General features: G+C 42.3%; 23 protein-coding genes and 1 tRNA gene. 2 read left to right on the plus strand and 22 right to left on the minus strand.

Features of this window, described 5'->3' with window-relative positions; all coding sequences use genetic code 11:
- Window positions 1-51: 51 nt before the first annotated feature.
- The 5 genes from rho to NRIC_RS00405 form a co-directional block, all read right to left on the minus strand.
- Window positions 52-1,347 (minus strand): transcription termination factor Rho, encoded by a 1,296-nt coding sequence (rho, locus tag NRIC_RS00385; RefSeq protein WP_146620709.1) that lies wholly within the window; start codon window positions 1,345-1,347, stop codon window positions 52-54.
- Window positions 1,347-2,615 (minus strand): UDP-N-acetylglucosamine 1-carboxyvinyltransferase, encoded by a 1,269-nt coding sequence (gene murA / locus NRIC_RS00390; protein ID WP_146620710.1) that lies wholly within the window; start codon window positions 2,613-2,615, stop codon window positions 1,347-1,349. Before murA ends, rho begins: the two co-directional genes overlap by 1 nt.
- 157 nt (window positions 2,616-2,772) lie before the next feature.
- Window positions 2,773-3,642 (minus strand): class II fructose-bisphosphate aldolase, encoded by an 870-nt coding sequence (locus NRIC_RS00395; protein ID WP_146620711.1) that lies wholly within the window; start codon window positions 3,640-3,642, stop codon window positions 2,773-2,775.
- A gap of 175 nt (window positions 3,643-3,817) precedes the next feature.
- Window positions 3,818-5,431: a CTP synthase gene (pyrG, locus tag NRIC_RS00400; protein WP_146620712.1), complete on the minus strand. Its 1,614-nt coding sequence runs from the start codon at window positions 5,429-5,431 to the stop codon at window positions 3,818-3,820.
- 181 nt (window positions 5,432-5,612) lie between these two features.
- The gene (locus NRIC_RS00405) at window positions 5,613-6,062 is read right to left on the minus strand and encodes a YueI family protein (protein WP_146620713.1); all 450 of its coding nucleotides are present in this window, start codon (window positions 6,060-6,062) and stop codon (window positions 5,613-5,615) included.
- Window positions 6,063-6,243: 181 nt separating this feature from the next.
- On the opposite strand from NRIC_RS00405, the gene NRIC_RS00410 reads away from it, so the two are divergent.
- A complete protein-coding gene (locus NRIC_RS00410) occupies window positions 6,244-6,906 on the plus strand; it encodes a GAP family protein (protein ID WP_175579954.1) in 663 nt (220 codons plus the stop codon).
- A 42-nt stretch (window positions 6,907-6,948) separates the two neighbouring features.
- Here NRIC_RS00410 and NRIC_RS00415 read toward each other — a convergent pair whose 3' ends face one another.
- The 15 genes from NRIC_RS00415 to rpoN form a co-directional block, all read right to left on the minus strand.
- Window positions 6,949-7,212: a hypothetical protein gene (locus tag NRIC_RS00415; protein ID WP_146620715.1), complete on the minus strand. Its 264-nt coding sequence runs from the start codon at window positions 7,210-7,212 to the stop codon at window positions 6,949-6,951.
- A 34-nt stretch (window positions 7,213-7,246) separates the two neighbouring features.
- Entirely contained in the window at window positions 7,247-8,167 is a 921-nt protein-coding gene (locus NRIC_RS00420; protein ID WP_146620716.1) for a nitrilase-related carbon-nitrogen hydrolase, read from the minus strand.
- Between the two features lie 14 nt (window positions 8,168-8,181).
- Window positions 8,182-9,015: a helix-turn-helix domain-containing protein gene (locus NRIC_RS00425; protein ID WP_146620717.1), complete on the minus strand. Its 834-nt coding sequence runs from the start codon at window positions 9,013-9,015 to the stop codon at window positions 8,182-8,184.
- 574 nt (window positions 9,016-9,589) lie between these two features.
- On the minus strand, window positions 9,590-9,955 hold the full coding sequence (locus NRIC_RS00430) for a nuclear transport factor 2 family protein (RefSeq protein WP_146620718.1): 366 nt from the start codon (window positions 9,953-9,955) through the stop codon (window positions 9,590-9,592).
- A gap of 44 nt (window positions 9,956-9,999) precedes the next feature.
- Complete coding sequence (locus NRIC_RS00435; RefSeq protein WP_146620719.1) at window positions 10,000-10,905, minus strand: amidohydrolase family protein; 906 nt, start codon at window positions 10,903-10,905, stop codon at window positions 10,000-10,002.
- A gap of 15 nt (window positions 10,906-10,920) precedes the next feature.
- Complete coding sequence (locus tag NRIC_RS00440) at window positions 10,921-11,829, minus strand: amidohydrolase family protein (RefSeq protein WP_146620720.1); 909 nt, start codon at window positions 11,827-11,829, stop codon at window positions 10,921-10,923.
- Between the two features lie 21 nt (window positions 11,830-11,850).
- Window positions 11,851-13,044, minus strand: a complete 1,194-nt coding sequence (locus NRIC_RS00445) for an MFS transporter (protein ID WP_146620721.1) — start codon at window positions 13,042-13,044, stop codon at window positions 11,851-11,853.
- Between the two features lie 250 nt (window positions 13,045-13,294).
- Entirely contained in the window at window positions 13,295-15,259 is a 1,965-nt protein-coding gene (locus tag NRIC_RS00450) for an oxidoreductase (protein ID WP_146620722.1), read from the minus strand.
- 15 nt (window positions 15,260-15,274) lie between these two features.
- A complete protein-coding gene (locus NRIC_RS00455; protein ID WP_146620723.1) occupies window positions 15,275-16,969 on the minus strand; it encodes an amidohydrolase in 1,695 nt (564 codons plus the stop codon).
- Between the two features lie 263 nt (window positions 16,970-17,232).
- Complete coding sequence (gene eno / locus NRIC_RS00460; RefSeq protein WP_146620724.1) at window positions 17,233-18,546, minus strand: phosphopyruvate hydratase; 1,314 nt, start codon at window positions 18,544-18,546, stop codon at window positions 17,233-17,235.
- A gap of 110 nt (window positions 18,547-18,656) precedes the next feature.
- Complete coding sequence (gene tpiA, locus NRIC_RS00465) at window positions 18,657-19,412, minus strand: triose-phosphate isomerase (protein WP_146620725.1); 756 nt, start codon at window positions 19,410-19,412, stop codon at window positions 18,657-18,659.
- 81 nt (window positions 19,413-19,493) lie between these two features.
- Complete coding sequence (locus NRIC_RS00470) at window positions 19,494-20,684, minus strand: phosphoglycerate kinase (RefSeq protein ID WP_146620726.1); 1,191 nt, start codon at window positions 20,682-20,684, stop codon at window positions 19,494-19,496.
- A 174-nt stretch (window positions 20,685-20,858) separates the two neighbouring features.
- On the minus strand, window positions 20,859-21,860 hold the full coding sequence (gap, locus tag NRIC_RS00475; RefSeq protein ID WP_146620727.1) for a type I glyceraldehyde-3-phosphate dehydrogenase: 1,002 nt from the start codon (window positions 21,858-21,860) through the stop codon (window positions 20,859-20,861).
- A 39-nt stretch (window positions 21,861-21,899) separates the two neighbouring features.
- Window positions 21,900-22,991 (minus strand): sugar-binding transcriptional regulator, encoded by a 1,092-nt coding sequence (locus tag NRIC_RS00480; protein WP_175579961.1) that lies wholly within the window; start codon window positions 22,989-22,991, stop codon window positions 21,900-21,902.
- Window positions 22,992-23,110: 119 nt separating this feature from the next.
- Window positions 23,111-24,412, minus strand: a complete 1,302-nt coding sequence (gene rpoN / locus NRIC_RS00485; protein WP_146620729.1) for an RNA polymerase factor sigma-54 — start codon at window positions 24,410-24,412, stop codon at window positions 23,111-23,113.
- Between the two features lie 53 nt (window positions 24,413-24,465).
- Between rpoN and NRIC_RS00490 the strand changes: the two genes are divergently transcribed.
- A tRNA-Arg gene (locus NRIC_RS00490) sits at window positions 24,466-24,537 on the plus strand.
- A gap of 97 nt (window positions 24,538-24,634) precedes the next feature.
- On the opposite strand, the gene rpoE is transcribed toward NRIC_RS00490, so the two are convergent.
- Both rpoE and NRIC_RS00500 read right to left on the minus strand, forming a co-directional pair.
- On the minus strand, window positions 24,635-25,246 hold the full coding sequence (rpoE, locus tag NRIC_RS00495; RefSeq protein ID WP_146620730.1) for a DNA-directed RNA polymerase subunit delta: 612 nt from the start codon (window positions 25,244-25,246) through the stop codon (window positions 24,635-24,637).
- A gap of 73 nt (window positions 25,247-25,319) precedes the next feature.
- Window positions 25,320-25,754, minus strand: coding sequence for a YwiB family protein (locus NRIC_RS00500; protein WP_146620731.1), 435 nt, complete (start codon window positions 25,752-25,754; stop codon window positions 25,320-25,322).
- Window positions 25,755-25,767: the final 13 nt, after the last annotated feature.

Here is a 25,767-nt window from a genome sequence, read left to right on the forward strand (position 1 = left end):
TTTTGCAATACGCAACAGATATATACTATCATGAACGATTGCTGAATGCAATTATCTTTTCATATTTTTTCTTGGTGTTCTGGTGCCAAAAGAAACATCTTTGAAAGCTTCAAAAAAGGCTTGATTGTTCTTGGTTTTTTTCAAGAAACTAATGAACTGGTTGGTGTATTCCAAGGAATCTCCGGTCATGTTCTTGCGAATCTTCCAAATCTCTTCCAGTTTTTCAGAAGCCATCAGCAGCTCTTCTTTACGCGTACCGGATTTCTTGATATCGATGGCAGGGAAAATGCGGCGTTCAGAAAGCTCGCGAGACAATTGAAGCTCTAAGTTGCCGGTTCCTTTAAACTCTTCATAGATCACATCATCCATCCGACTTCCGGTATCGACCAATGCGGTCGCCAGAATCGTCAAGCTGCCGCCTTCTTCGATATTACGAGCCGCTCCAAAGAATTTTTTAGGACGGTACAAGGCTGCGGGATCAATCCCTCCGCTTAAAGTCCGACCACTTGGAGGAACAACTAGATTGTAGGCTCTAGCCAGGCGAGTGATGCTGTCCATCAAAATGACGACATCGCGTTTGTCCTCGACTAAGCGCATGGCGCGCTCTAGAACCAATTCAGATACTCGTGTGTGGTTTTGAGGTTGTTGATCGAAGGTCGAATACACCACATCACCTTTGACGCTGCGTTCCAAATCGGTTACTTCTTCTGGTCGTTCATCGACCAATAGTACGATCAATTCAACATCTGGGTAATTGTCAGTAATGCCATTTGCTACTTCTTTTAATATAGAGGTCTTCCCTGCCTTAGGTGGAGCTACGATCAGACCGCGCTGTCCGAAGCCGACTGGTGAGAAGATATCGATCATACGTGTAGCCAGACGACCAGTAGTGGTCGCCAAGGTCATTTGCTTGTTAGGATATAAAGGGGTCAAAGCCGGGAAATGCGGACGCTCTTTGGCATCCTCAGGGTCTTTGCCATTCACACTTTCAACATGCATCAAGCCATAATAACGTTCGGATTCTTTCGGTGGCCGAGCCTTGCCGGCAACCTTATCGCCATTACGCAGACCGAAACGGCGAATTTGAGAAGACGAGATATAAATATCTTCAGCACTTGGCCCATAATTGATTGGACGCAGAAACCCGTAGCCATCTTGACCAATGATATCTAGTACACCTTCCATGTAAAAGAATCCTTGCTTTTCCGCCTGTGCTCGTATCACGGCCAGAGCCAGTTCCTTTTTATTCATTTGGCTGTAGTAAGGAATTTTGAAATCGCGCGCATAGCTGTAGATTTCCTTCAGCGTGCGATTCTCCAGCTCAGCCATTGTTAAATAATCACTCATTATTCAGCCTCTTCCTCAATCATTTCTATTGTTGCGCCAAGTGACGTCAGTTTTTCGATAATATTATCATACCCACGCAAAATATACTCTACATTAAATATCGTCGTCTTTCCTTCGGCCATTAGTCCAGCGATCACTAAACAAGCCCCTGCTCGCAGGTCTGAAGCGACAACTTCTACCCCGTGAAGCTTAGCTGGCCCATTGACAACGATCATATTGCCTTCCACCGTGGCTTCAGCGCCCATCCGAACGAGCTCAGGAATATGATTCACCCGTTTTGAATAGATCGTATCGATAATTTCTGCCGATCCTTCTGCACAAAGCAGCAAAGGCGTAATCGGCTGCTGCAGATCAGTGGCGAAGCCTGGATAAGGAGAAGTCGTGATATCTACTGCCTTCAGTGGTCGCGAAGGCAGTACTTCGATACTATCTTCTGAGATGTTCATTTTTACGCCCATTTCCTCCAACTTAGCGATAAAGCTTTCGATATGTTCGTAAATCACGTTATTGATGATCATCCCATCACCGATCGCTGCTGCTAATGCTAAATAAGTCCCCGCTTCGATCCGGTCTGGAATGATCGAGTGTACACAGCCATGCAGCTCTTGAACACCTTCGATTCGGATCTCGTCAGTTCCTGCCCCGCGGATTTTCGCGCCCATATTGTTCAATAATGTTGCAACATCAATAATTTCAGGTTCACGTGCAGCGTTTTCAATGATCGTGCGGCCTTCTGCCTTGACAGCCGCCAACATCACGTTGATCGTAGCACCGATCGATACCACATCCATGAAGATCCGATCGCCCTTTAATCCTTCTTCTTTCGTTCGCAAATAGATAACACCATGCTCATTTGAAACCTCTGCCTCTAAACTCTCAAAGCCTTTAATATGGAGGTCGATTGGACGCGGTCCCAAAAAACAACCGCCAGGCAATCCAACCACGGCTTCGCCAAATTTCCCAAGTAAAGCCCCCATAAAATAATAAGAAGCCCTTAAAGAATTGATCTTTCCGCTGGGCATCGGGATAGAAACTACATTACTCGGATCGATTTCCATCCGATTGTTTTCAAAGCTGACTTTTGCGCCCATAATTTCAAGAATTTCGATCAAGGAATGGACATCCTGAATATCAGGAACCCCCTCTAAAACAACTGGAGAATCAGCCATAATTGCAGCTGGAATTAAAGCGACTGCACTATTTTTGGCTCCGCTAACCGTTACTTCCCCTTTTAACGCTTTTCCACCATGTATTTCAATTTTTTTCATTTATATTCACCTAATTAGTTTATTTGCTTTATTCATGTAGACCATCATCCATTCTATCATAAAAAGGGATAGTTAAAAAGCCAGAGTTGCGAAAATAAAGGCGTTTGAACGACAAAAAAGACCCCGGAACGTTATCCGAGGTCAAAACAGATTCAAATTAAGCTTTATTTGCAGAACCGAACCAGTCAATGTGTTCTTCAGCATCTTTTACGATTGCTGCAACACCTGGTGCCAACAATTTACGAGGGTCGAAGCCTTTTCCTTCTTTGTCTTTGCCAGCTTCGATATATTCACGCGTCGCTTTCGCAAATGACAATTGGAATTCAGTATTCACGTTTACTTTAGAAACACCCATTGAGATTGCTTTTTGGATTTGTTCTTGAGGAATTCCTGAACCGCCGTGTAATACTAATGGCACTTCAGAACCTACAGCATCAGCGATTGCTTGTAAGTGATCGAATGCCAGGCCTTTCCAGTTTTCTGGGTATACACCATGAATATTACCGATCCCACATGCTAGGTAGTCGATACCAGTGCCAACCATTTGTACACATTCGTCAATGTCAGCCAATTCGCCAGCACCGATGATTCCATCTTCTTCGCCGCCAATTGAACCAACTTCACATTCAACTGAAACGCCTTTAGCGTGAGCTTTTTCTACTACGTCTTTAGCCAATTTCAAGTTTTCTTCGAAAGGCAAATGAGAACCATCGAACATAACTGAAGTATAGCCAACTTCGATACATTCCAAAGCAGCTTCGTAAGAGCCATGGTCTAAATGGATAGCAACTGGCACAGTGATATTCATGGATTCTACTAAATTACAAATAATATCTTTTGCAACTTTGTATCCGCCCATGTATTTAGCAGCGCCCATTGACGTTTGGATAAGAACGGGTGCTTTTTTCGCTTCAGCCGCGCGCAAGATCGCTTGCGTCCATTCTAAATTGTTTGTGTTGAATCCACCGACTGCATATCCGCCTTGACGAGCAGCTTTTAAGAATTCAGCTCCTGATACTACTGGCATAAAAAATTCCTCCTAAGTATTCTTTTTGGCTAAGACTCTGTCTTAACTAACGATTCAATTTTAACAAAGTTTCCCTCACAATGCCACTCCAAACATAGCGTAAAAGCCTTTACATCGGAATTTTATTGATTTTTTAGTAAAAAAAACTGAAACGGACTAGCCGCTTCAGCAAGTTTTATTCTTTTGCTTCATGATTTTCTAATGAGGCTCCAACGAACGCCTTGATTAATGGTTGTGGGCGATTTGGACGTGAGATCAATTCTGGATGGAATTGACAGCCGACAAAGAATTTTTTCTCCGGCAATTCAACGATTTCTACTAAACGATTGTCTGGAGAGACGCCTGAGAAAACCATTCCTTGATCTTCAAACAACTCACGATAACTGTTGTTGAACTCGTAACGATGGCGGTGACGTTCTTGGATCACCTCTTCATTGTCATAAGCTGCCGCAGTGTTCGTGCCCTTTTTCAGTTTACATGGGTACAAGCCTAAACGCAGTGTTCCACCAAGGTTTTCTACGTTTTCTTGATCCGCCATCAAATCGATAATATTGTTTGGTGTGTCTGGAACGGTCTCCGCTGAGTTGGCATCTTCCAATCCAGCGACATTGCGCGCATATTCGACGCAGGCCATCTGCATACCCAGACAAATCCCTAAGAACGGTATGTCATTTTCACGAGCATATCGGATCGCTTCGATCTTTCCTTCAATCCCGCGATCGCCAAATCCGCCAGGCACTAAAATCCCGTCGGCATCCTTTAATTGCTCGGCCACATTTTCCTTCGTCACCTCTTGTGATTTGATCCAATTGATCTCGATATCAGAATCAAAGGCAAAGCCTGAATGTTTCAACGCTTCTACAACCGAAATATAAGCATCTGGCAATTCAACATATTTTCCGACCAATGCAATCTTGGTTTTCTTCTTCAAGTTTAAAACTTTTTCTTCCAGCGCACGCCATTCAGTCATATCCGCTTCTGGTGCTTCGATCTTCAAATGATCTAAGACAAACTGATCCATGCCTTGTGCCTGTAACGCTAACGGAATCGAGTACAGGGTTTCCACATCGCGGGATTCGATCACCGCTTCTGGTGCTACATCGCAAAATTGAGCCAGCTTGTTCTTCGTTCCTTGAGAAACCGGCAATTCTGTACGAACAACCAAAATGTTAGGCTGGATGCCTAAACCGCGCAATTCCTTTACGCTGTGCTGCGTCGGTTTGGTTTTCATTTCACCAGCCGCTTTAAGGTAGGGAATCAATGTAGTATGAATATACATCACGTTATCTGAACCAACGTCTGCTTTCATTTGACGCAAGGCTTCCAAAAACGGCAAGGATTCAATATCCCCTACAGTCCCTCCAACTTCAGTGATGATGATGTCAGAGTCCGTCATTTTCGCAGCCCGCATGATTTTTGACTTGATTTCATTTGTGATGTGCGGAATCACCTGAACTGTGGCTCCAAGGTACTCGCCCTTTCGTTCTTTCCGGATAACTTCGGAATAGATTTTTCCTGTTGTCACGTTGGAGTATTGATTCAAGTTGATGTCGATGAACCGTTCATAATGTCCCAAATCTAAATCAGTTTCTGCGCCATCGTCCGTGACAAAAACCTCTCCATGCTGATAAGGGCTCATCGTCCCTGGGTCAACGTTGATGTACGGATCGAATTTTTGAATGGTCACCTTCAGTCCGCGATTCTTCAGTAAACGTCCCAATGAAGCTGCCACGATTCCTTTTCCGATCGATGATACAACGCCGCCAGTTACAAAAATATACTTTGTCATAAATGAAAAAACTCCTTCATTCTAATTTGCAGGAAAAGCCTAGAAAATAAAGAAAGCTCCCTATCCGTATGAATAGGGAGCGTAAATTTACTAAACTCTGACCCTCTTAAAAGGGTGCCCAAGCAGTATAATACCCACTCTTGGACGAAAAGTCAACACCCTTTCTTTTATTCTCTTTCCTCTATTGGAATAAACGGTGCCAGATACTGGTTTTCTTTTCTGGCTCTGTTGCTTTTTCTTCGCCTAGATCAGGATATTTCTGCTCAACATCGATTACAGGCTCATCGACTGCATGATCAGACACTAATAATAAACCGATTTTCTCGTCTTGATCAGCCACCACATCACTTACGATCGTAAAGTCAATATTCTCTTTATTCGCGATCGTCATAAATCGCTGCTGCAATGCCAATGAAATAGCACCATTGATCAACAGGTGGGCATTAGGTTCCTTTTGAATTTCTTTGATCAACCCGGCATCATTGTTTTTATTACGCATTTCCTTGATATTCATGCTTAAAAAGCAACGCTCACGGAACGTTCCCAAGTATTCTTTTTGTTCATCTGGTTTAATTTTCGGCGTCCCGTATCTTCCACTATCTAAATGTTTCTGCAATTCATCCTTGGCCATATGGGTTCACTTCCTTGTCTGATTTCAGATTCATTATAGCAAAAAAATTGCCAACCATAAAAATTTTTGCTATAGTTCAATGAATGAAACGGATCGTGTCGCCGGACACTAGAGTATTCCCTTTACGCATAGGCCAATGCTGCGTAAAGGGGGTACTCTTTTTTATTTAGGAGGAATTCATATGTTTGCCTTAGTAAGTGCCACTTTTGTAACCAGTGCTTTGGATAGCCTAAATCCAGTCGCTATCGCTCAGCAGCTCTCTTTTCAAGCGCTAAGCAAAAATAAACGAGATATTCGCGGCTTCATTTTGGGGATTGGACTGACAAATTTTCTTGCCGGTTTATTGGTCTATCAAGGGTTGAATCAATTGATTCAACGTTTTTATCATCGCATGATGTCCAACTATCCGTTTGCTGTGCCTGTGATAGCTTTGCTTTCTGGAACGCTGCTCATGGTTTATTTATTTAAGAAGAAACCTGTCGAGGAATATAAAGAAAAAACCATTAGCAGGCTAAATATGTCCAAGCTTTTTGGGTTGGGCATTATTGCCTGTTTATTAGAGTTGACCAGTGCCCTGCCTTACTTTGCTTTTTTAGGGATCTTAGTGTCCTATCAGGTTGGCTTTTTTCAGCTTGTCGCTATTCTATTTTTTTACAATCTGATTTACGTTGCACCACTGATCGTTTTGTATATCTTTTCCATCTATTTTGAAGAACGATTAACAAATTTCTATCATGTGTTCAATCGGCTCATTCACTGGTTGCTGCGTGTAGTGGTACCGCCGATTCTATTTGTCATTGCCTGTTGTCTCTTATTTTATGGAACTCACTATTTTATCGTTTAAGTGTATACTGTAAAAGACGGAGCCGAGGCTCCGTCTTGCAAGTTAGTCATTCGTTTCTAAAAACATCTTTTTAGGCATTTGCAGGTTAGCAGAAGTGTATGCACACATGAACGCTGTTCCGTTTGGATATTCTTCTGGCACCATAGATTCAAAAATCTCCCGCAACGGAGTATATTGATCATCCCAGGTTTTTATTTGAAGGTCTCCCGCCTTTTCGATCAAGGTTTGTTTCGTTACCGGAAAGCGGATGTCAAGTTTATTGAAACCCTTTACAAAATAATGCATGCCGATATTTGGAAATCCCATCGTTTTCCCTCCTTATAAATAGATGTTCTATCAGTTAGTCCTCTGGTTTTAGATAGCTGTACATCGCTGAATCTTTGCCTGCGCCGTGGGTATCTGGTGATGCAGCTCCGCGATGAGTCCTCAACCACAACAAATCGCCCATCAATGCCTGCTTTTGTATCGCATCACATAATCCGGGATATAGATCTGCTTTGAAGATGTATGGAATGCCCACGGGTGCTTGAGCAATGATATCCCCTTCTGGATTCACGACCATACTGCGCCCAAAAAGCGAATAGCATTCGTCCATTTCAGAGTTATTTGCTGCCACAACATAGACTTTGTTGAAATAAGCTCCCGCGCGATTGGTGATTTCGTATTGATTTTCAAAAGGGGTCATATAGGTCGTTAACCGCAGTACTACGTTGGCTCCCTTAGAAGCAGCTTCACGCCAGTTGTCCTGATAATCACCGTCTGAGCAAATAATCGAAGCAATCCTCGCTCCTTTCGGTCCCTTGAACACCCGGATCTCATCCCCGGGGCTTGAAGGCTCTACCGGATTCCATGGAGTAACTTTGCGATAAATGTCTACAATTTCTCCTTTGTCGTTGATCGTGATTGCGCAATTTTTATAAAAATTACCATCCTTTTCATCCACACAGGCACCCACAGCCAGCCAAATCTCGAACTCTCTGCAGACTTCTTTTAACCGTCTCAGTTCAGGACCGTCCAGGGTAATACAGCAAAGCGACGCATGCGGTCCAACGCCATTCAATGAAGCTTCTGGTGTCACGATCATATCAATACCAGGAAAACCAGTGATCGTTCGTTCGATCCATTCAATGATTTTATCCACATTTTGCATTACTTCTTCTCGTGTTTTCGGTACAACCGCCAATTTCATTTGAAAAAGTGCAACACTCAAACATTCTGTTTCGATCTTTCCATTTAACGGAAAGCAATTTCCTACATTCACGAAAATTCCTCCTTTTACACGACCACCTTTTTTGTTTGGATCGTTTGCAATAATTTGGTAGGGGAGGTTTGGGTAAATAGCTGAAATTCATGGATCAAATGTGCCTGATCATAATAACCTAACTGACAAGCTACTTTCGCAAGAGTTGAATGGTCGTCAAAATAGACCGCCTTAATCGCATTCTGAAAACGAATGATGCGGCTGTAAAGTTTTGGAGAGACACCGATCTTTTTTTGGAACACTCGCTGTGTATAACGCTTTGAATAGCCGGTCTCTCGTTCGATCTTCTCCATCGACAAGGCCGTTGTTTCTGTACACAGCAGCACAGAAAGATACTCTGCCAGCACCGAACGCTGCGTTTCATCAAGAAAGACTGCACGATGGCGCTTTAACAGCTCTCTGCGTTCCTGAAAGGTCAATGTATAAGCAAGCTCATCAAGAAAGGCTTCCGTATTCGAAAATTGATCGCTCAAAGCAACGACTTGATCCACAAAGTTGCTTTGATTCTGTTCAATACAACGCAATCCTACATTCGTATATGGCTTGATCCCAAAATACAATACGCCTGGTTCAATGACGATTTTTCTAGCCTTGGTTGAAATCCCTAGAAATTTCCCGATGACACCAGTGCTGCGAATTTCAAAAAGTAAATTCACACAAGCATCCGGAAGATACTCCGCTTCGATTGTTTCTTGGACTTCAAACTGATAAATCAATGCTTCGGTTTTTAAGTGCTCTTTTGACCAGATGACCAAATCCTCTTGGTAATTTGACACCCGTCCATCATGGGTAAATAACTGAAAAGGTTTAGCATCAATGATTCTGTTCTTCGCTTCTAAAACTTTCATACCGTTCACACTTCCTTATTGATTTGACCAGAAGCAATTAGCTGAAAAGGATTCCTATACTAACGGTTTTATCCGCTTGCTGATCCCGGCAATGAACTTTCTCTGGCTTACCGCAGTGTCATTTGCTTTATCAAACATCTTGTTTTTCGTATAAATCAATTCTGCCAACGGGTAGACTGTAGTTGCAAATACGTATCCCTCTGTAATTTAATCTAACACATCAGGCGGCAAAATGGGTGTAAAAAATGGACCTCATTTTATATGTATTCAACTATGTTTTTCTACACCTCGAAAATTACTGTTATTTTCAAAAAATAAAAAACGTTATTTATTTAACAAGAATTGTTTATACGTATATCTTATCAGGTTATTTTAAATATGTCAGCACGATTCCCCTCTTCCCCTAAGTTCTTTTTTTTACATTTGAATAAATTAAAGACAAAACTGGCAATGTTATAAAACTTCATAGAAACTAAATTTATTGATTTTGTCTCTTTAGGTTAGTGATCAATCATTGCGACTGAACTGTTTAAGGGCAAGAACCTGTGAAAAGCTCCTGCCCAATAAATTAAACTTATAGTGTTGTGAAGCATTTAGAGATGATCTTCCAATCTCCGTCCGCATCCTTTAATACATGGAAGTGGTCTTCCAATGTCCCATCACCGAAAAAGCCCGTTTCATACACTGTAGCCTCAGCAATATTTCCAGTTACCTTCAAATTCGTGATTTCAGCTTTGTAAGGGGCTCCACTTTCCTTCATCGCCGGATGGGAACCAACATCCTCAATAAAAGGTGCAGGATTAGCCACCATCAAATCCGGTCCCATATATCCTGTCATAATTGCTGCAGGATGGAACACACTCTTCAGCAATTCCGTATCTGCTGTATAGGTTCCTTCAATGTAATTTTCGACTACTTGTTTTACTGCCTGTTCGCTCATTCTTATGCCTTCTTTCTTTTTTATTTAGATAATATCAATCGCTGTTAGTCTTCCAATTTCAAGAGTTTTGCAGCATTGTGATAAAACACTTTTTCCATTGCTTGTGGATTGTCAGCGAGAGCTTTTTGGACTTCCGCTATAGAATACTTGAAATTTCCAAATGGATAATCTGTCCCAAACAACACTCTGTCTTCACCTAAAAGATCTACGCCCTTTTTAATAAGAGTTGCATTGCAGAAAGTTGTATCCGTATAAACGTTATCCAACCCTTTCGTATTTTCAGCAAAGGCTTCTGGCCATCCGCAGCAATGCGCCGCAATCAATGAGTAATCTTTGAATCGTGGAGCAAAGTCATAAAAATACTGCGGATCGCCAAACTCAGGATTTTGTGGATAATTCGTATCTGGTCCGTAATACTGGCCGATCCCTACATGGAAAATAATTGGCAGTCCAGCTTTGCCGAAAAGATCTACTGCTGCTTCAACTTTTGTATTTTCCAAACTGATATTTTGCAAAATTGGATGGACCTTTAGTGCTTTCGCACCCTTTTGAATATCCAATTTCAATTTTTGTTCCATCTCAGGAATTTCCAAATCAAAGTTTGGACAAGTAAATGGGATAAATCGAGAATCTAACTTGGAAACTGCTAGATATTCTTCAAAGCTGGTATTGGGCAACACTGGTAATAAACATGCATACGCAATGTTACTTTCTGTCATATCTCTGCCAAAATTTTCCATCGTGCATTCCCAGACCCGGTATTGTCCAGCATCAATCAGCTGTTGCAGGGCCTCAGGACTTTCTGGAAAGAAAGGCATATTGTATCCTGATTGCTCAAAGGGAATGAACGGATCAACATAATCGCCTTTTTGATAATTTGTTTTGAATGTGATACTCCGATTCTCGTGGAAGATATCTCCCACGTGTGTATGAAAGTCGATGATTTTCATTCGTCATGCCTCCTGTTAGTCTTCTAAATGAAGGATTTTAGCTGCATTTTCATAAAACACTTTTTTCATGACACGTTCATCATCAGCGAAGGCTCGTTTAACTTCTTGAATCGAATATTTAAAAGTTCCGAATGGATAGTCTGTACCAAACAAGACCTTATCTTCGCCGATGTGTTTTACGCCCAACTGCATTAATTCCGCTGAACACATCGTCGTATCTGTATATACATTGTCTAATCCTTTAGTATTCTTAGCAAAATCTTCTGCCAACAAGCAGCAATGTGCCGCGATTAGAGGATACTTGCTGAAACGTGGGGCGAAATCATAAAAATATTGTGGATCCCCAAATTCAGGATTGGTTGGATAGTCTTTGTCTGGTCCATAATAAGAGGTGATCCCTACATGGAAGATCGTTGGAATATTGGCTTTTCCAAACACCTCTACTGCCGCTTCCACCTTTGGATCTTCTAAACTGACATTTTGTAAAATAGGATGGATCTTCAGTCCTTTGGCACCTCGTTTGATATCTAATTCCAATTTTTTCTCTAATTCAGGAATGTCTAAACTGAAATCTGGACAGGTAAAGGGAATAAAACGAGAATCTAATTTGGATACTGCTAAATACTCCTCAAAGCTGGTATTAGGAAGAACAGGCAGCAAACAAGCATAATCCACTTCATCCTCTGTCATGTCATTGCCAAAATTCTCCATTGTACATTCCCAAACGCGATACTGACCAGCATCAATCAAACGTTGATGGTCTTTTTGATCTTTGACAATCAATGGCTTGGTGTAGCCGGAACGTTCCACTTCGATAAATGGATCTTCATAATCTCCTTTTTTGATATTGGTTTTGAAGGTGATACTGCGGTTCTCATGAAAGATATCCCCTACATGTGTGTGAATGTCTAAAATTTTTACCATTTGTTTTCCTCCTCGTAATTTTTATTCTGGAACAGGTGGTTCATTCGTGTTTTTGTTCGTGCTTGTTTTGATACTCCAAAATACCGTGATGACTGTCAAGACAACTAGGAATGCGACACTGGTTAAAAAGACAGTCCCCTCGTCCGCATTTGGTATAAATCCTGCTAATGCATTGATGATCAGTGGTGATGCTGCCGCACCGACTGAAGTGAAAGCCATATAACTGCCCATGGAACTAGACATCTGCTCTGGGGTTGCTGTTTCTGAGATGGCCTGAATACCTAATGGGATTGACAATGAAAAGCCGACTCCCGCTGTGATCGCTGCTAAAAATACGATCGTGATACTTGGGAAAAGCACCAGCAGCAAATACCCACCCGCTGTTACTGCACAAGCCAATGTCAACACATACCGATTTAGAACTTTAAAGATTTTTGGGAAGGCAAAGCCCCCCACGACTCCCGCTCCGGTACTCAGTGACATTGCTAAAGCAACAGTTGAAGGATCACCTAGCCCCATTGAAGCAATATACAGCGATGCATTCAAAGAGAATGTTGAGTAGCCAATACAAAACAGACAAATCAAAACCCCTATGAAATAGACAGAACCCGGCACCTTTGCCTTGGGCGCATTTTGTGCACCCGCCACTTGCTTCTTAGGAGCCACTTGATCTGCTGGCAGCCAGAGCATAACGATCACGATTGTCACCAGAATAATGCCAAAAGCCAAATAAGCTTGTGTCCATTGAACTCTAGCCAGCATCCCGGCCACCATCATCATGACCACAGACCCCCCATTTTGAAAGGCAGTTTGCATTCCATACATTTGACTGCGTTCGTCCCCTTCAAATAATTCTGTTGAAATATTGCTGATGGTTGTCATCAATGTTCCCTGGCCGGCTCCAATCAATAAACTGGAAGCGTAGATATAGACTAGTTTGTCATGCAGAAAAGCAGGAAGCAATCCTCCTACCAGCATCAATACCAGCGCAACTAATACAATGTACTTCTTATTTAATGTGTTTCCCAGTACTCCAGCAACAAGGGTTGCCGGAAATGAAGCAACCATTCCAAAGGTCATGACCATTTGGATCGCAGTCAGACTGGCATCTGGAAAGCTTTGAGCAATATTTGCCAGTACAGTTGAGGCGATCATGATTGCCATCACGATAAATGATTGCGATAAGACCGCGGCTTTTACTTTAAAGTTTTTCACCTTTCTTCCTCCTCGTGTCCTAAAGGATCTTTATGATCCCTTTTTATTGCGAGGGATAGCTTTTTGTTCACAGGACTCCTCCCAATAATGCTTGGCTGATCACTCTTCTACATAGCTTCATATAGAACGAGCTGGTTCTATCCCTCTTCGTGTTTGAGGAAACCTGCTGATCGGACGATCGATGCATCGATACGTGATGAAATTAACCAGAATGACTCGGCTGCAGTCCAAGTGATTCTGTTCATTTGACTTAAATAATGTCCATTGCGGCGTGATATCCCGTATGCACCGCTTTTCTAACAACCGAAGCTCCTGTACAGTCGCCAATCGGCATAAAGGTCTCCCAACCATCCCATTGCCGGATCTCTTCGACGATCGCTTCATTTGGCTTCATTCCCACCGCATAAATGACTGTATCCGCGGATGCTTCATGTTCATTTCCATCAGAATCAAGGTACTTCACCCCAGTTGCAGTTACCTCTGTTACCTTGACAGAAGTTTTTGAATGAACCAAATCAGCCATTTTTTCCATCATTTCGAATAAAGCAGCCTGGTGGATTCGGTTTGAATCCACTGCCAATCCTTCTTGAAGCTCAAGAACAGTCACGTCCACTCCTGCTTCCGCTAGATGCAGAGCAACTTCGCAGCCCATGAGCCCGCCCCCGATCATTACCGCTTTTTTACCAACCTTTTCTGGATTGGTATAAACCTCTGTAGCATGGATCATTGGATAGGACTCGCTACCTTTGATTTTCAACTCCACCGGGGTTGCCCCTGAGGCCACGATGATCGACTGTGGATTCAACTTACGAACTAGAGCCAGATCAGCAACCGTATTCAGATGAACGTCAACGGCTTGTTTTTTCAGCTGGTCAATCAAATAATCTTTGAATCTGCGCAAATCTCCTTTATGCGCATCAATGTCGGTAAATTTAAGGTTTCCGCCTAATTCGGCTTCCTTTTCTACTAATGTAACGGTATGGCCTCTTTGTGCAGCTGTGATTGCAGCCTTCATTCCTCCAGGACCGCCGCCGATCACCAAAACGCGTTTATGATTAACAACATTCGGTGTACGCAACGTGTACAATTCGTTGCCCGCCAACGGATTAACGTCACATTCGTTGTGCCCATCGTATTTCCCACCAAGACAGTTGGTACATCTTAAGCAAGGAGTGACCTCCTGGGGCCTGCCAGCAAATAATTTATTTGGCAGCTGCGGATCAGCAACAATCGCTCGACCGATCGCAATAAAATCGGCTTTTCCTTCTGCAATGATTTTTTCCATCTCTACCGGATCATAATGTGCTCCGACTGTAACGATTGGCGTTTTCACACCACCATTTTTCATCGCTTCCGCTAATGGCAAGTTGCATCCGTGCGGCAAATAAACGGATGGGAAGGTGTATTGCTTCGTTGCATAATAGGAGCCGGCTGAAACATGCAGCAGATCGATTTTTCCATCCAGCATTTTAGCAAACTCCACCGCTTCATCGATTTCCAAGCCGCCTTCTAAGTATTCCTTTCCGCTGATTCGATATTCTAAAAGAAAATCTTCGCCTACTCTTTCCCGAATAGCATCCACGACCATTAATGGAAAACGAGCGCGATTTTCTAGACTTCCTCCGTATTCATCTGTTCGATGATTGGTCGCAGGCGATAAAAACTGAGCCAGCAGCCAGCCATGAGCACCATGGATCATGATCTTTTGGAAGCCGCTATATTTTGCATACCAGGCAGTTTCAGCAAATTCATCTGCCACCCGGCGCATATCTTCTTCATTCATCTGACGAACCACGGTTCCGTTTTCTTTTGTAAACCCATTTGGTCCAATGGGTTGATGCCCCCTAGTAAAGATCGGTTCACTCGTATCTCCACCATGGAAGATTTGGATGGATGGTACTGCTCCATGGCGCTTGATGGCATCAGTCACCTTCAGCCAGCCAGAAGTTGGAAAAATCGCGCGCTCAAAATCAGGTACTAAAATATCATCGTTTGGTCGTCGACTTGAATCATAACGATTGATCGCCGTTTCACTCAACGTTACACTTGCAGCCCCACCGCGCGCTTTGTCTTCGTAGTAGAACACAGTGCTCTCATCTGGCATTCCTGTATAGTAATCCGGCCAGACCAGCGAGGTCGGTGAAGCAAAAATACGATTACGAAATGTGATAGTCTTGATTTTTTTTGGACTAAATAGATGCGGATATTCTCTCATTCCAATCCCTTCTTTCTACTCTTTTTCATAAACGATCTTTCCATCTACGATCGTCATTAATACCTTGGTTTCAGCAAGTTCCTCTGGGTTTATTGAAAAGATATCATGATCAAGTACTTGGAAATCTGCCACTTTGCCAATTTCGATTGATCCTCTCACTGTCTCTAAATGTTCTTGTTTTGCCCCATTGATGGTGTACATGCGAATGGCGTCTTCTAATGTGCTAGCCAAATCTGGACGGTAACAATTGCCGCTCATGGTTTTTCTTGTAACCGCAAATTGAACACCTTGCAGCCAATTCAGCGAAAATATATTTGAATCAGAACCATTGGCTACATTGACGCCATATTTTTGATACTCCTTCCATGAAAACAGCTCTTCTCCCCGATCCTTCTCAAAGCGCATTTTCATGAAATCCATGATGGTATAGGCTGCGATCGATTGCACTGACATGCCGATGCCAAATTTGCCAGCATCTCGAGCATTCTCTAAAGTCATATCGTCACCATGGATCACAAAATGCCGTGGGTTCTCTCGAGGATATCTTTGAAAGGCTTGAATATACCCATTGATGATCGTATCGATCGTTCGACCACCGATTGCATGGATCCCCAGCTGCCAGCCTTGACGATGGACCTCTATGATCGTTTTTATCATCTCGTCTTCTTGCTCTTCATCGGTCATTCCAGGAAAGGTCGATCGACTATGGTCCTCAGTAATTTGATTGTCTGCACGCAGCCAGCCGCCACCATCACCAAAGATTTTTACGGTTTCTGCTTTTACCCAGTTTTTATCTTTAAAGTCTGGCAGCTGTGTCTGCCGCAAGCCATCGATAATCGTTTGGTAACTTTGAATCCCTTGCACTCCTGCCAATAAATTTACACTTACACGAGCAGTCAGCCTTTTCTCTCTAGCCAGCCTTTCGTAAATCGCAATACTTTTCTCACCCCATGTGCCGCAAAGAAGCTGGTCTCCACCGATTCCCAAAACATCAACGTGGCTTGTGATCCCATATTTGTTGAGTTCCTTGTTCATTCGTAAGATACAAGCTTCGATCTCCTCTTCAGTCAATGCTGGAACATGCTGCCAAACCAGTACCTGAGCGCCCCATTCATTCAGGTATCCGCTAGGTTCCATCGTTTCGTTGATTCTCTCGATAAGCCCCTCCTCTGATCTCAACTCTTGCGTTTCCGCTGTGATTCCGCAAATTTCCAATGCCTTGCTGTTCACAACCATTCGGTGTGCCCCATAATCATTTATGACTACTGGATGATCAGGTGAGACAGGATCCAGATCCCACTTTTTTGGTGTACGATTTTCCGCTGCACACTCTTTGATCAACATTTCGTTCCAGCCCATTCCCATGATCCAGGTTCCGGCTGGCACTTTGTCGACAGCTTCTCGAACGACCTCTTGCAAATCTGCGATTGATTGGACCTTTGGAAAGCTGACATCTAAAAAATGTGAGCTAAGTGACAGTCCCGTGTGTACACCATGCATATGCGCATCATGTACACCAGGCAGCATAACTTTTCCTTGCAAATCGATCACAACTGACCGATCGCCTATATATTGTTTCATTTCCCCCGTCGTTCCAGTGTCGATGATCCAACCGTCGACTACTGCTACCCCTTCAACAAAGGTGAATTGTTTATCCACCGTTGCTATTTTCCCATTGAATAGGATCAAGTCTGCATCCATCATTTGCATCCTTTCCTCGTTATTAAGAAAGCGTTTTCTTTAAATTGATTGTATCAATGGTGTTTAGGATTAAATTGTAAAAAAAAGAACTACTGCTTTTAGAAGGTGTTAGAAGTGCTTGCGAGGTATTGATATCATCACGTTTTGTTCTTAAATCTTAAAATTGCTCAACTCATAAAATAAATGAATTCTTTCCATGAAAAAAAGACTTCTCCTGAGATAGGAGAAGCCTTTTGCGTCCGAACATATAGTTATCTGTCTTTTATTGGTGATTATTTACCGATAAATGGGTTGCTTTTCAAGTTGTAGAAAGATTTGATTCCTTTGTATTCTGCAACATCACCCAATTGGTCTTCGATACGTAGTAATTGATTGTATTTAGCAATACGGTCAGTACGTGAAAGAGAACCCGTTTTGATTTGGCCAGCATTTGTTGCAACAGCGATATCAGAGATTGTAGAATCTTCTGTTTCACCAGAACGGTGAGATACAACTGCAGTGTAGCCCGCTTCTTTCGCCATTTCAATCGCATTGAATGTTTCTGTTAAAGTACCGATTTGGTTCACTTTGATAAGGATAGAGTTAGCAACACCTAAATCAATTGCTTTCGCTAATTTTTCAGTGTTTGTAACGAACAAGTCGTCACCAACTAATTGAACTTTATCGCCTAAAGCTTCCGTTAGTTTCTTAGTACCTTCCCAGTCGTTTTCGTCTAAGCCATCTTCGATTGAGATGATTGGGTATTTCGCGCATAATTCTTCGTAGAATGCGATCATTTCATCTGTAGTCTTTTCGCCTTCGCCAGAATCAGCTAATACGTAAACACCTTTTTCTTTGTCGTAGAATTCTGAAGAAGCTGCGTCCATTGCAAGAACGATATCTTTACCAGGTACATACCCAGCTTTTTCGATTGCTTCGATAATAACTTCGAAACCTTCTTCGTTAGACCCAAGGTTAGGAGCAAATCCGCCTTCGTCACCAACTGAAGTGGCTAAGCCTTTTGATTTCAAGATTGAAGCCAATGCGTGGAATACTTCAGCACCGTAACGTAGAGCTTCTTTAAATGTAGGAGCTCCAACAGGCATAATCATGAATTCTTGGAAATCAATAGAGTTATCAGCATGTGATCCGCCATTAATGATATTCATCATAGGAGTAGGCAAAACTTTTGTATTGAATCCGCCAAGGTAGTTGTACAATGGCACTTCTAGATAATCTGCAGCTGCACGAGCAACGGCAATTGAGACACCAAGAATTGCATTGGCACCTAATTTACCTTTGTTAGGTGTACCGTCTAATTCGATCATTGCTTGGTCGATAGCCGCTTGGTCGCGTACATCGTAACCGATGATTGCTTCAGCAATAACGTTGTTTACATTGTCAACAGCTTTAGTAACACCTTTGCCGCCATAACGAGCTTTGTCGCCATCACGTAATTCAACCGCTTCGTATTCACCAGTTGAAGCTCCTGAAGGAACCATTCCACGACCAAAAGCGCCGCTTTCAGTATAAACTTCTACTTCGATTGTTGGGTTACCACGTGAGTCAAGGACTTCGCGAGCGTAAACATCTGAGATAATTGACATTATTTTGTCTCTCCTTTTAATTTTGTTTTATTACGAGGGTTCAAACCCTTATAACCAATATTAGTGAAAAATGACGACAGTTGCAATCAAAAGCCGTCTTTTTCTAAAAATTATTTTGCACCTTCAAGCAGTGCCAAGAATGAATCAGCTTTTAGGCTGGCTCCGCCAACTAAAGCGCCGTCTACATTTTCTTTTGCCATGTATTCAGCAATGTTTTCAGGTTTTACAGAACCGCCGTATTGGATACGAACAGCTTCTGAAACTTCCTTGCCATAAATACCTTCGACCGTTGAACGAACTACACCGCAAATTTCATCCGCAATTTGTGCATCAGCAGATTTACCAGTACCGATTGCCCAAATTGGTTCGTAAGCAATAACCATGCTTGATACTTGTTCAGCTGATAAGCCTTCTAAGCCAGCTTTGATTTGTCCTTCGATCCATTCAGCAGTTTTGTTTGCTTCGTATGTTTCTAAAGATTCGCCACAACAAAGAATTGGTGTCATCCCATTTGCAAAAATAGCTTTGGCTTTTTTGTTGATTTCTTCATCTGTTTCATGGAAATATTCACGACGTTCTGAATGGCCGATAATAACATATTCCACACCAAGATCAGCCAAGGCAGCTGGTGAAGTTTCACCAGTAAATGCGCCAGCATTTTCCCAGTAACAGTTTTGCGCTGAAATTTTTAATTCAGTTCCTTTAGCAGCTTCAACTAATTCTTGCAAGAATAAAGCTGGTGATCCAATAACTGAATCCACTTGGTCATTTGCAGGAATTTTGTTTTTCACTGCTTCAGCAAAATCTTTCGCTTCAGAAGCAGTCAGGTTCATTTTCCAGTTTCCAGCGATGATTGGTTTACGCATGTCGTAGCACTCCTTTTTTTGTATTAAAAATTTTTGTCGGAATCAAAGCGGCGCGAGCCGCCAGATTCCCCAGCAAAATAATTATTTGTCGTTGATTGCAGCAAGTCCAGGCAGTTCTTTACCTTCTAATAATTCAAGACTTGCACCGCCACCAGTTGAGATGTGCGTAAACTTGTCAGCGAAACCTAATTGTTCTGCTGCCGCTGCAGAGTCTCCACCACCGATGATTGTCGTTGCATCTTCTAAATTAGCAATCGCTTCGCAAACACCGATCGTACCGCGTGCAAAGTTGCTCATCTCGAATACACCCATTGGTCCGTTCCATACAACTGTTTTAGCACCTTTTAATGTTTCAGCGAATAAAGCAATTGATTCAGGTCCAATATCCAGACCCATTTGACCTTCAGGAACATCTCCTGCGTGTTCTTCAGTTGGTACATCGTTTGAGAATTCAGCTGCTGTAATTGAGTCAACTGGCAACACTAATTTGTCTCCAGCTGCTTCGATTAATTCTTTCGCCAATTCTACTTTATCAGCTTCAACTAAAGAGTTGCCGATTTCCATGCCTTTAGCTTTGTTGAATGTATAAGTCATTCCGCCGCCGATCAAGATTTTGTCTGCTTTAGGAATCAAGTTTTTAATTACGCCAATTTTGTCGGACACTTTTGCTCCACCTAAAATTGCAATCATTGGACGTTTTGGTTCTTCCACCGCTTCACCGATGAATTTAATTTCTTTTTCCATTAAGAAGCCGGCAACTGTAGGAATACCTGTTGAAGCAATTCCTACGTTTGAAGCATGTGCGCGGTGAGCTGTACCAAATGCGTCATTTACAAATACATCGCCTAAAGAAGCCCAATATTTACCAAGTTCAGCATCATTGCCGCTTTCTTTTTTGCCGTCAATGTCTTCGAAACGAGTGTTTTCGAAAACAACAACGTCGCCATCTTTCATGTTGTTGATAGCAGATTCCAAATCAGCGCCACGCGTTTCAGGTACAAAAGTCACTTCTTTCCCTAAAAGTTCGCCTAAGCGTTTCGCAACCGGTGCTAAAGATTTGCCTGCTTTATCTTCTTCTGTTTTCACACGACCTAAGTGAGAAAATAAAATTGCTTTCCCGCCGTTGTCAATCACATAGTTAATAGTTGGCAGTGCAGCTTTGATACGAGTATCATCACCGATCACGCCATCTTTTAAAGGAACATTAAAGTCTACACGTACTAAGACTTTTTTATCTTTTAAATCGATATCTTTGACAGTCATTTTTGCCATGAAAGAAGACCTCCTAAAATTTTTTTTGACACTTCATTTATTATATACTTCTTTGCCTAAAAGAGGTAACGATAACTTTGATTAGCCGCTCACAGACAAGCTGTTCTCAGCTATTTAAAAAGCGGAGAAGCGCGATGCTTCCCCGCCTTTTTCAGACAATGTTTGCGTTAGATCTTATAAGTTAGCAAAGTATGCTAAAGTACGTACCAATTGTGCAGTGTAAGACATTTCGTTGTCGTACCAAGCTACAGTTTTAACCAATTGTTTGTCGCCAACTGTCATAACTTTTGTTTGAGTAGCATCGAATAAAGAACCGTAAGTCATACCAACGATATCAGAAGAAACGATTTCGTCTGTGTTGTAACCGTAAGATTCGTTCGCTGCTGCTTCCATAGCTGCATTGATTTCGTCAGCTGTTACTTCTTTTTCAAGAACAGTTACTAATTCAGTCAATGAACCAGTTGCAACTGGAACACGTTGAGCAGCACCATCTAATTTACCGTTTAACTCAGGAATTACCAAGCCGATCGCTTTAGCAGCACCAGTTGAGTTAGGAACGATGTTTGCAGCAGCTGCGCGTGCACGACGGAAGTCACCTTTAGGATGAGGCCCATCAAGAGTCATTTGGTCCCCTGTGTAAGCATGGATAGTTGTCATGATTCCTTCAACAACACCAAATTTGTCATTTAAAGTTTTAGCCATAGGAGCTAAACAGTTCGTTGTACATGAAGCACCTGAAATAACGGTTTCTTTACCAGTCAAGATGTCATGGTTTGTGTTGTAAACGATTGTTGGAACGTCGTTTCCACCAGGAGCAGTAATGATAACGCGTTTAGCGCCACCTTTTAAGTGTAATTCAGCTTTTTCTTTAGAAGTGAAGAATCCAGTACTTTCAAGAACGATGTCTACACCTAGATCACCCCAAGGAATTTCTTCTGGGTTGCGATGTGAAGTGACTTTAACTTCTTTGCCGTTAACATCGAAAGAGCCTTCGTGAACTTCTACAGTTCCGTCAAAACGTCCTTGTGTAGTATCATATTTTAACAAATGAGCTAACATTTTAGCATCTGTTAAATCGTTGATCGCTACAACCTCTAGTCCTTCTACATTTTGGATACGGCGGAAAGCCAAGCGTCCGATACGTCCAAATCCGTTAATTCCAACTTTTACTGTCATTTAAGAATTCCTCCTTATGGAATCAAAAAAATATTTATTTTAAAGGGTTGCCCCTTTTAAAATCTCATTTGCTGCGGCTTCATCTGTGATAAGCCAGGTTTGTTCAGGAGCATGTTTCATGTAAGCCAGAATCGCTTTTGCCTTCGATTTTCCACCGGCCACGGCGATCACTGTCGGAATCTTTTCAACATCCTCAAAAGATAGGCCAATCGGCGGCGCTTTATAAACGATCTTGCCGCTGGCATCAAAAAAATAGCCAAATGATTCTGCTACTGCGCGATCCTGTCTCAACGTGACGATCTCGTCTTCAGTCATTTTGCGTCGTACAGCCATATGCAGCGCTCGTCCGATGCTGTGAATGACGCAATTGGCTTCTTTGATAGTCGCCAAAACGTTTTTGATCGAAGGTTCTTTCAGCAGCGTGTGATACGCTTCTTGGCTCAACTGCTCGGGAACGTATAATACACGATGGTCTCCTTTTGCATTGGCTGCCATTAGAGCACTGACCGAATTCGCCTGAATGGAAACGGACTCGCCGATACCTCCTCTGGCCGGCACAAAAAGATTATGTCTTTTCGGTGTCTCCATCGGGGTCACATGCTTGGCAATCTCTGCCATCGTTGTCCCACCCATTACAGCAATGATGTTAGTGCCCTCCTGCAATCGGCGATGGAGAGCATCATTGACTAATTCTCCAAAATCACCAACCACTTTAGGCTGTTCATCACTATTTCCAGAAACAATCAAGCATCGTTCGATATTGAATTTCGTGGCCAAACGTTTTTCAAGCTGATCCATCCCAGTGAGTTGATCCATTAACAGATCCAGATCCTGGAGAAGCACCTCGCCTTTTTTGGTAAGCGACATGCCGCTTTTGGTGGTCTCAATCAAACGCTGTTCTCTCAAAAAATCCGTCTCACTGCGCAACACACGTTCTGTCAGTCCTAATGATTCCGCCAAATTTCGGCGTCCAATTGGCTGCATCCAAAAAATGTTTTGCAATACACGGTATCTTCTTTTCACGGCATTCAAAATATCTGGAGCAATTGTTTCCAGTGCCTTAAATTCACTTAGCAAAGGATTTACCTCCATTGGACTTATAAAGTCCCTCATAGACCTTAAACGACCCATGAATGATAAAAAAAAGTAGGAAATGATCAAAAAAATAAGTTTCAAGCAAATCCTCACATATCGAATTCTACCAGTTTTATCGCATTTACGCAAGAAAAAACCAAGAAATTTTTCTTGGTTTAGTCGAAACGTTTTCTTTTGGATGAACTAGGGATCCCTAGCGCTTCCCGATATTTGGCAACGGTTCTGCGCGAAACCTTTTGCTCTTTTTCTTTTAGTAGATCAGCGATTTTTTGATCAGACAATGGCTTGTTCTTATTTTCAGCATCTACCATCGTACGGATCAATTGCTTCACTTCATCAGCAGAGGTATCTTCATCATTAACCTTATTGACAAAAAAGCTGCGCAGCTCGAAAACCCCAAAATCCGTCTCGATGTATTTGCCGTTTACTGCACGGCTGACTGTTGATTCATGAACACCTGCTTCCTGCGCGATCTCTTTTAACATCAAAGGCTTCAAAGAACCTTTTTTATCTAGAAAAAAGTGCTCCTGATGGGCAACGATTAGCTTGCCAACCTCCAAAATAGTATCTTTTCGTTGACCGATCGTCCGTTTCAACCACTCAAACTGCTGCAATTTTTCCTTTAGGTATTCTTTTGTCTCTTCATCTGCTTGTTGTTGTAGTCGATTAAAATAGTTTTCTTGGAAGTTCAACTTTAATTGGCCGCGTTTATTGGACAAAACATGCAGGCTGCCATCCTTACTTCTGACTAAAGTCAGATCAGGAATGATAAAATCAGGGATACTCTCACCAAACCCAGCACCTGGAAATGGATTCAACGAGCGGATGTAGTCGATGATCTCCTGAATTTGAGGCATCGTCAACTGGTATTCCTTCGCCAATTGTTCAAAACGGCGATTGGCAATTTTATCAAACGCTTCTTCCAGCAGCAAATAAGCCAAATTGGGTGCATAATCATCTCGTTCAGTCTGCAGCATGAGACATTCTTGAAGATTTCTCGCTCCGATACCTGGCGGATCCAATTGCTGAAGCAGTGTCAAGGCATCCAATAACTGAATATCCGTAGCCTGATACTCCTTTTTAAATGTTTCTTCATCGATTTGAAGATACCCATTACTATCTACATATTCTGCTAGTCCCAACATTAATTTGCGTAAAAATGTCTCTCGATAATTCAAGTGAATCTGATTGATCAAATATTCAAACAGTGACTCATGCTGATCAGCAATTTGGCCAATGTAATCATTTTTTGAATGATCGTTCATCATCATAAGATCACTGCGCATTTTCGGTGCGACGACCTCAAAGAGCGGATTTTCCAAAGAAGCGGTCTCAACGTAATCCCGCAGTTCTTCCGTATTGAATTGAAGCATCTGGATCGCTTGCTGAAGTTTTTGCGTCATAGCAAGCTTTTGTGTCTGTTGCTGAGATTGAGAATATCCTTGCTGAAACTTCATTGTACTTACCCCTTGTTTTTTTTTGATTCTATGCTAAACTAATAATCGTTGCTGCGCCCTTAGTGTAGTGGATATCACGTAAGATTCCGGTTCTTGAGACGGGGGTTCGATTCCCTCAGGGCGCGTTTCTAATTATATCAATCATTGAAGCACTTTCCAACAGTTGGAAAGTGCTTCTTTTTGTTCATTCTGCTTTTTCAAAAAAAAGCAGGCTTCACAAGCCTACTCTTCTTCGTCGTCTTCTTCAAATTCATCGTCATCGTCGTCATCAATCACACTAAGATCATCCTCGATACCTCCTGGCACGACCTCTTCGTCGTCACCTGTATCATCATCTGCACCGATTTCTTGAAGATCTGAGTTGTATGCTGCGATTTCATCGTCATCATCGTCGTCATCTTCAAGATCGAGATCTTCGTCATCTTCATCGACTAGATCCGTATCTTCAGGATCGTCATCGTTATAATCGATCGCATCTTCATCTCCATTGATAAAGGCATTGACTTTTTTACGTTTTTTACGTCGAGGGGTATCTTCGTCCTCGTCTTCTAACCCATGGTTGACCTCTTCATCGATTGAATCGATCGCATACCATGAACGCAATCCCCAACGATTGTCTCCCAAAGAAATAAAGCTGCCGTCAATATTCAAGTCCGTATAAAATTGTGCTAATGCATCACGAATCTCGCTGTCCGATTTGCCAAGGTAATTTTGAATTTGATTGACCAAATCAGAAAAGTCCATGACCTCGCCATGGTCCTCCAGAATTGCGTGTGCCACTTCGATCATTGATAATTCTTCTTTGTTCAAGTCAGCAAAAACACTAAGTTCCAAGTATGACACGTCCTTTCACAGTCTACTCCTTATCATACAAAAACCCGCAATAAAAAGCAAACCTTTCTTTTGGTTACGTCGTAAATTTCAACTCAAGATGATAATCTCCGACTTTCTCCTGTCCCATGTATAGCTCATAATCCAGCGTAACAACTCCAGAAAACGGCCGATCCCTCAAGCTGACATGCAGATTGGTGGTATTGGTGGTGATCATAAACATTCCATAAGGTGTCTTATAACTTGTTTCAATTTTTTTTAAATACGCAAATTTCATTCGCATGCGCATTTCACCTGAGCGAATCAGCTGGATCTGTGAATCAGGAGTAATTTTCATGGTCACAGGAACTTCCTGTCCATCTGGCTGGACTTCTTTATAACGAATATAGATCGTGCCATTGATCTTGACGATTTGACCATACACATCAAACACAAAGTCCTCGGTTTCATTGTGTTGGGTCACTCTTGTTTGCAGATTGATTTTTGCTGGGATTCCTTCATTGATATTCACTGAGTTTCCGCCC

Source organism: Enterococcus florum (genome assembly GCF_004309355.1).
Lineage (GTDB): Bacteria > Bacillota > Bacilli > Lactobacillales > Enterococcaceae > Enterococcus_A > Enterococcus_A florum.

What these genes read in the sequence shown, in the direction of transcription:
- eno (WP_146620724.1), bottom strand. Translation starts at nt 18,546, where the DNA reads ATGTCAATTATCTCAGATGTTTACGCTCGCGAAGTCCTTGACTCACGT.
- NRIC_RS00480 (WP_175579961.1), bottom strand. Translation starts at nt 22,991, where the DNA reads ATGGGTCGTTTAAGGTCTATGAGGGACTTTATAAGTCCAATGGAGGTA.
- NRIC_RS00470 (WP_146620726.1), bottom strand. Translation starts at nt 20,684, where the DNA reads ATGGCAAAAATGACTGTCAAAGATATCGATTTAAAAGATAAAAAAGTC.
- NRIC_RS00450 (WP_146620722.1), bottom strand. Translation starts at nt 15,259, where the DNA reads ATGAGAGAATATCCGCATCTATTTAGTCCAAAAAAAATCAAGACTATC.
- tpiA (WP_146620725.1), bottom strand. Translation starts at nt 19,412, where the DNA reads ATGCGTAAACCAATCATCGCTGGAAACTGGAAAATGAACCTGACTGCT.
- NRIC_RS00455 (WP_146620723.1), bottom strand. Translation starts at nt 16,969, where the DNA reads ATGCAAATGATGGATGCAGACTTGATCCTATTCAATGGGAAAATAGCA.
- murA (WP_146620710.1), bottom strand. Translation starts at nt 2,615, where the DNA reads ATGAAAAAAATTGAAATACATGGTGGAAAAGCGTTAAAAGGGGAAGTA.
- gap (WP_146620727.1), bottom strand. Translation starts at nt 21,860, where the DNA reads ATGACAGTAAAAGTTGGAATTAACGGATTTGGACGTATCGGACGCTTG.
- NRIC_RS00430 (WP_146620718.1), bottom strand. Translation starts at nt 9,955, where the DNA reads ATGAGCGAACAGGCAGTAAAACAAGTAGTCGAAAATTACATTGAAGGA.
- NRIC_RS00405 (WP_146620713.1), bottom strand. Translation starts at nt 6,062, where the DNA reads ATGGCCAAGGATGAATTGCAGAAACATTTAGATAGTGGAAGATACGGG.
- NRIC_RS00415 (WP_146620715.1), bottom strand. Translation starts at nt 7,212, where the DNA reads ATGGGATTTCCAAATATCGGCATGCATTATTTTGTAAAGGGTTTCAAT.
- pyrG (WP_146620712.1), bottom strand. Translation starts at nt 5,431, where the DNA reads ATGACAAAGTATATTTTTGTAACTGGCGGCGTTGTATCATCGATCGGA.
- rho (WP_146620709.1), bottom strand. Translation starts at nt 1,347, where the DNA reads ATGAGTGATTATTTAACAATGGCTGAGCTGGAGAATCGCACGCTGAAG.
- NRIC_RS00410 (WP_175579954.1), top strand. Translation starts at nt 6,244, where the DNA reads ATGTTTGCCTTAGTAAGTGCCACTTTTGTAACCAGTGCTTTGGATAGC.
- NRIC_RS00425 (WP_146620717.1), bottom strand. Translation starts at nt 9,015, where the DNA reads ATGAAAGTTTTAGAAGCGAAGAACAGAATCATTGATGCTAAACCTTTT.
- NRIC_RS00440 (WP_146620720.1), bottom strand. Translation starts at nt 11,829, where the DNA reads ATGGTAAAAATTTTAGACATTCACACACATGTAGGGGATATCTTTCAT.
- NRIC_RS00395 (WP_146620711.1), bottom strand. Translation starts at nt 3,642, where the DNA reads ATGCCAGTAGTATCAGGAGCTGAATTCTTAAAAGCTGCTCGTCAAGGC.
- rpoN (WP_146620729.1), bottom strand. Translation starts at nt 24,412, where the DNA reads ATGAAGTTTCAGCAAGGATATTCTCAATCTCAGCAACAGACACAAAAG.
- NRIC_RS00435 (WP_146620719.1), bottom strand. Translation starts at nt 10,905, where the DNA reads ATGAAAATCATCGACTTTCATACACACGTGGGAGATATCTTCCACGAG.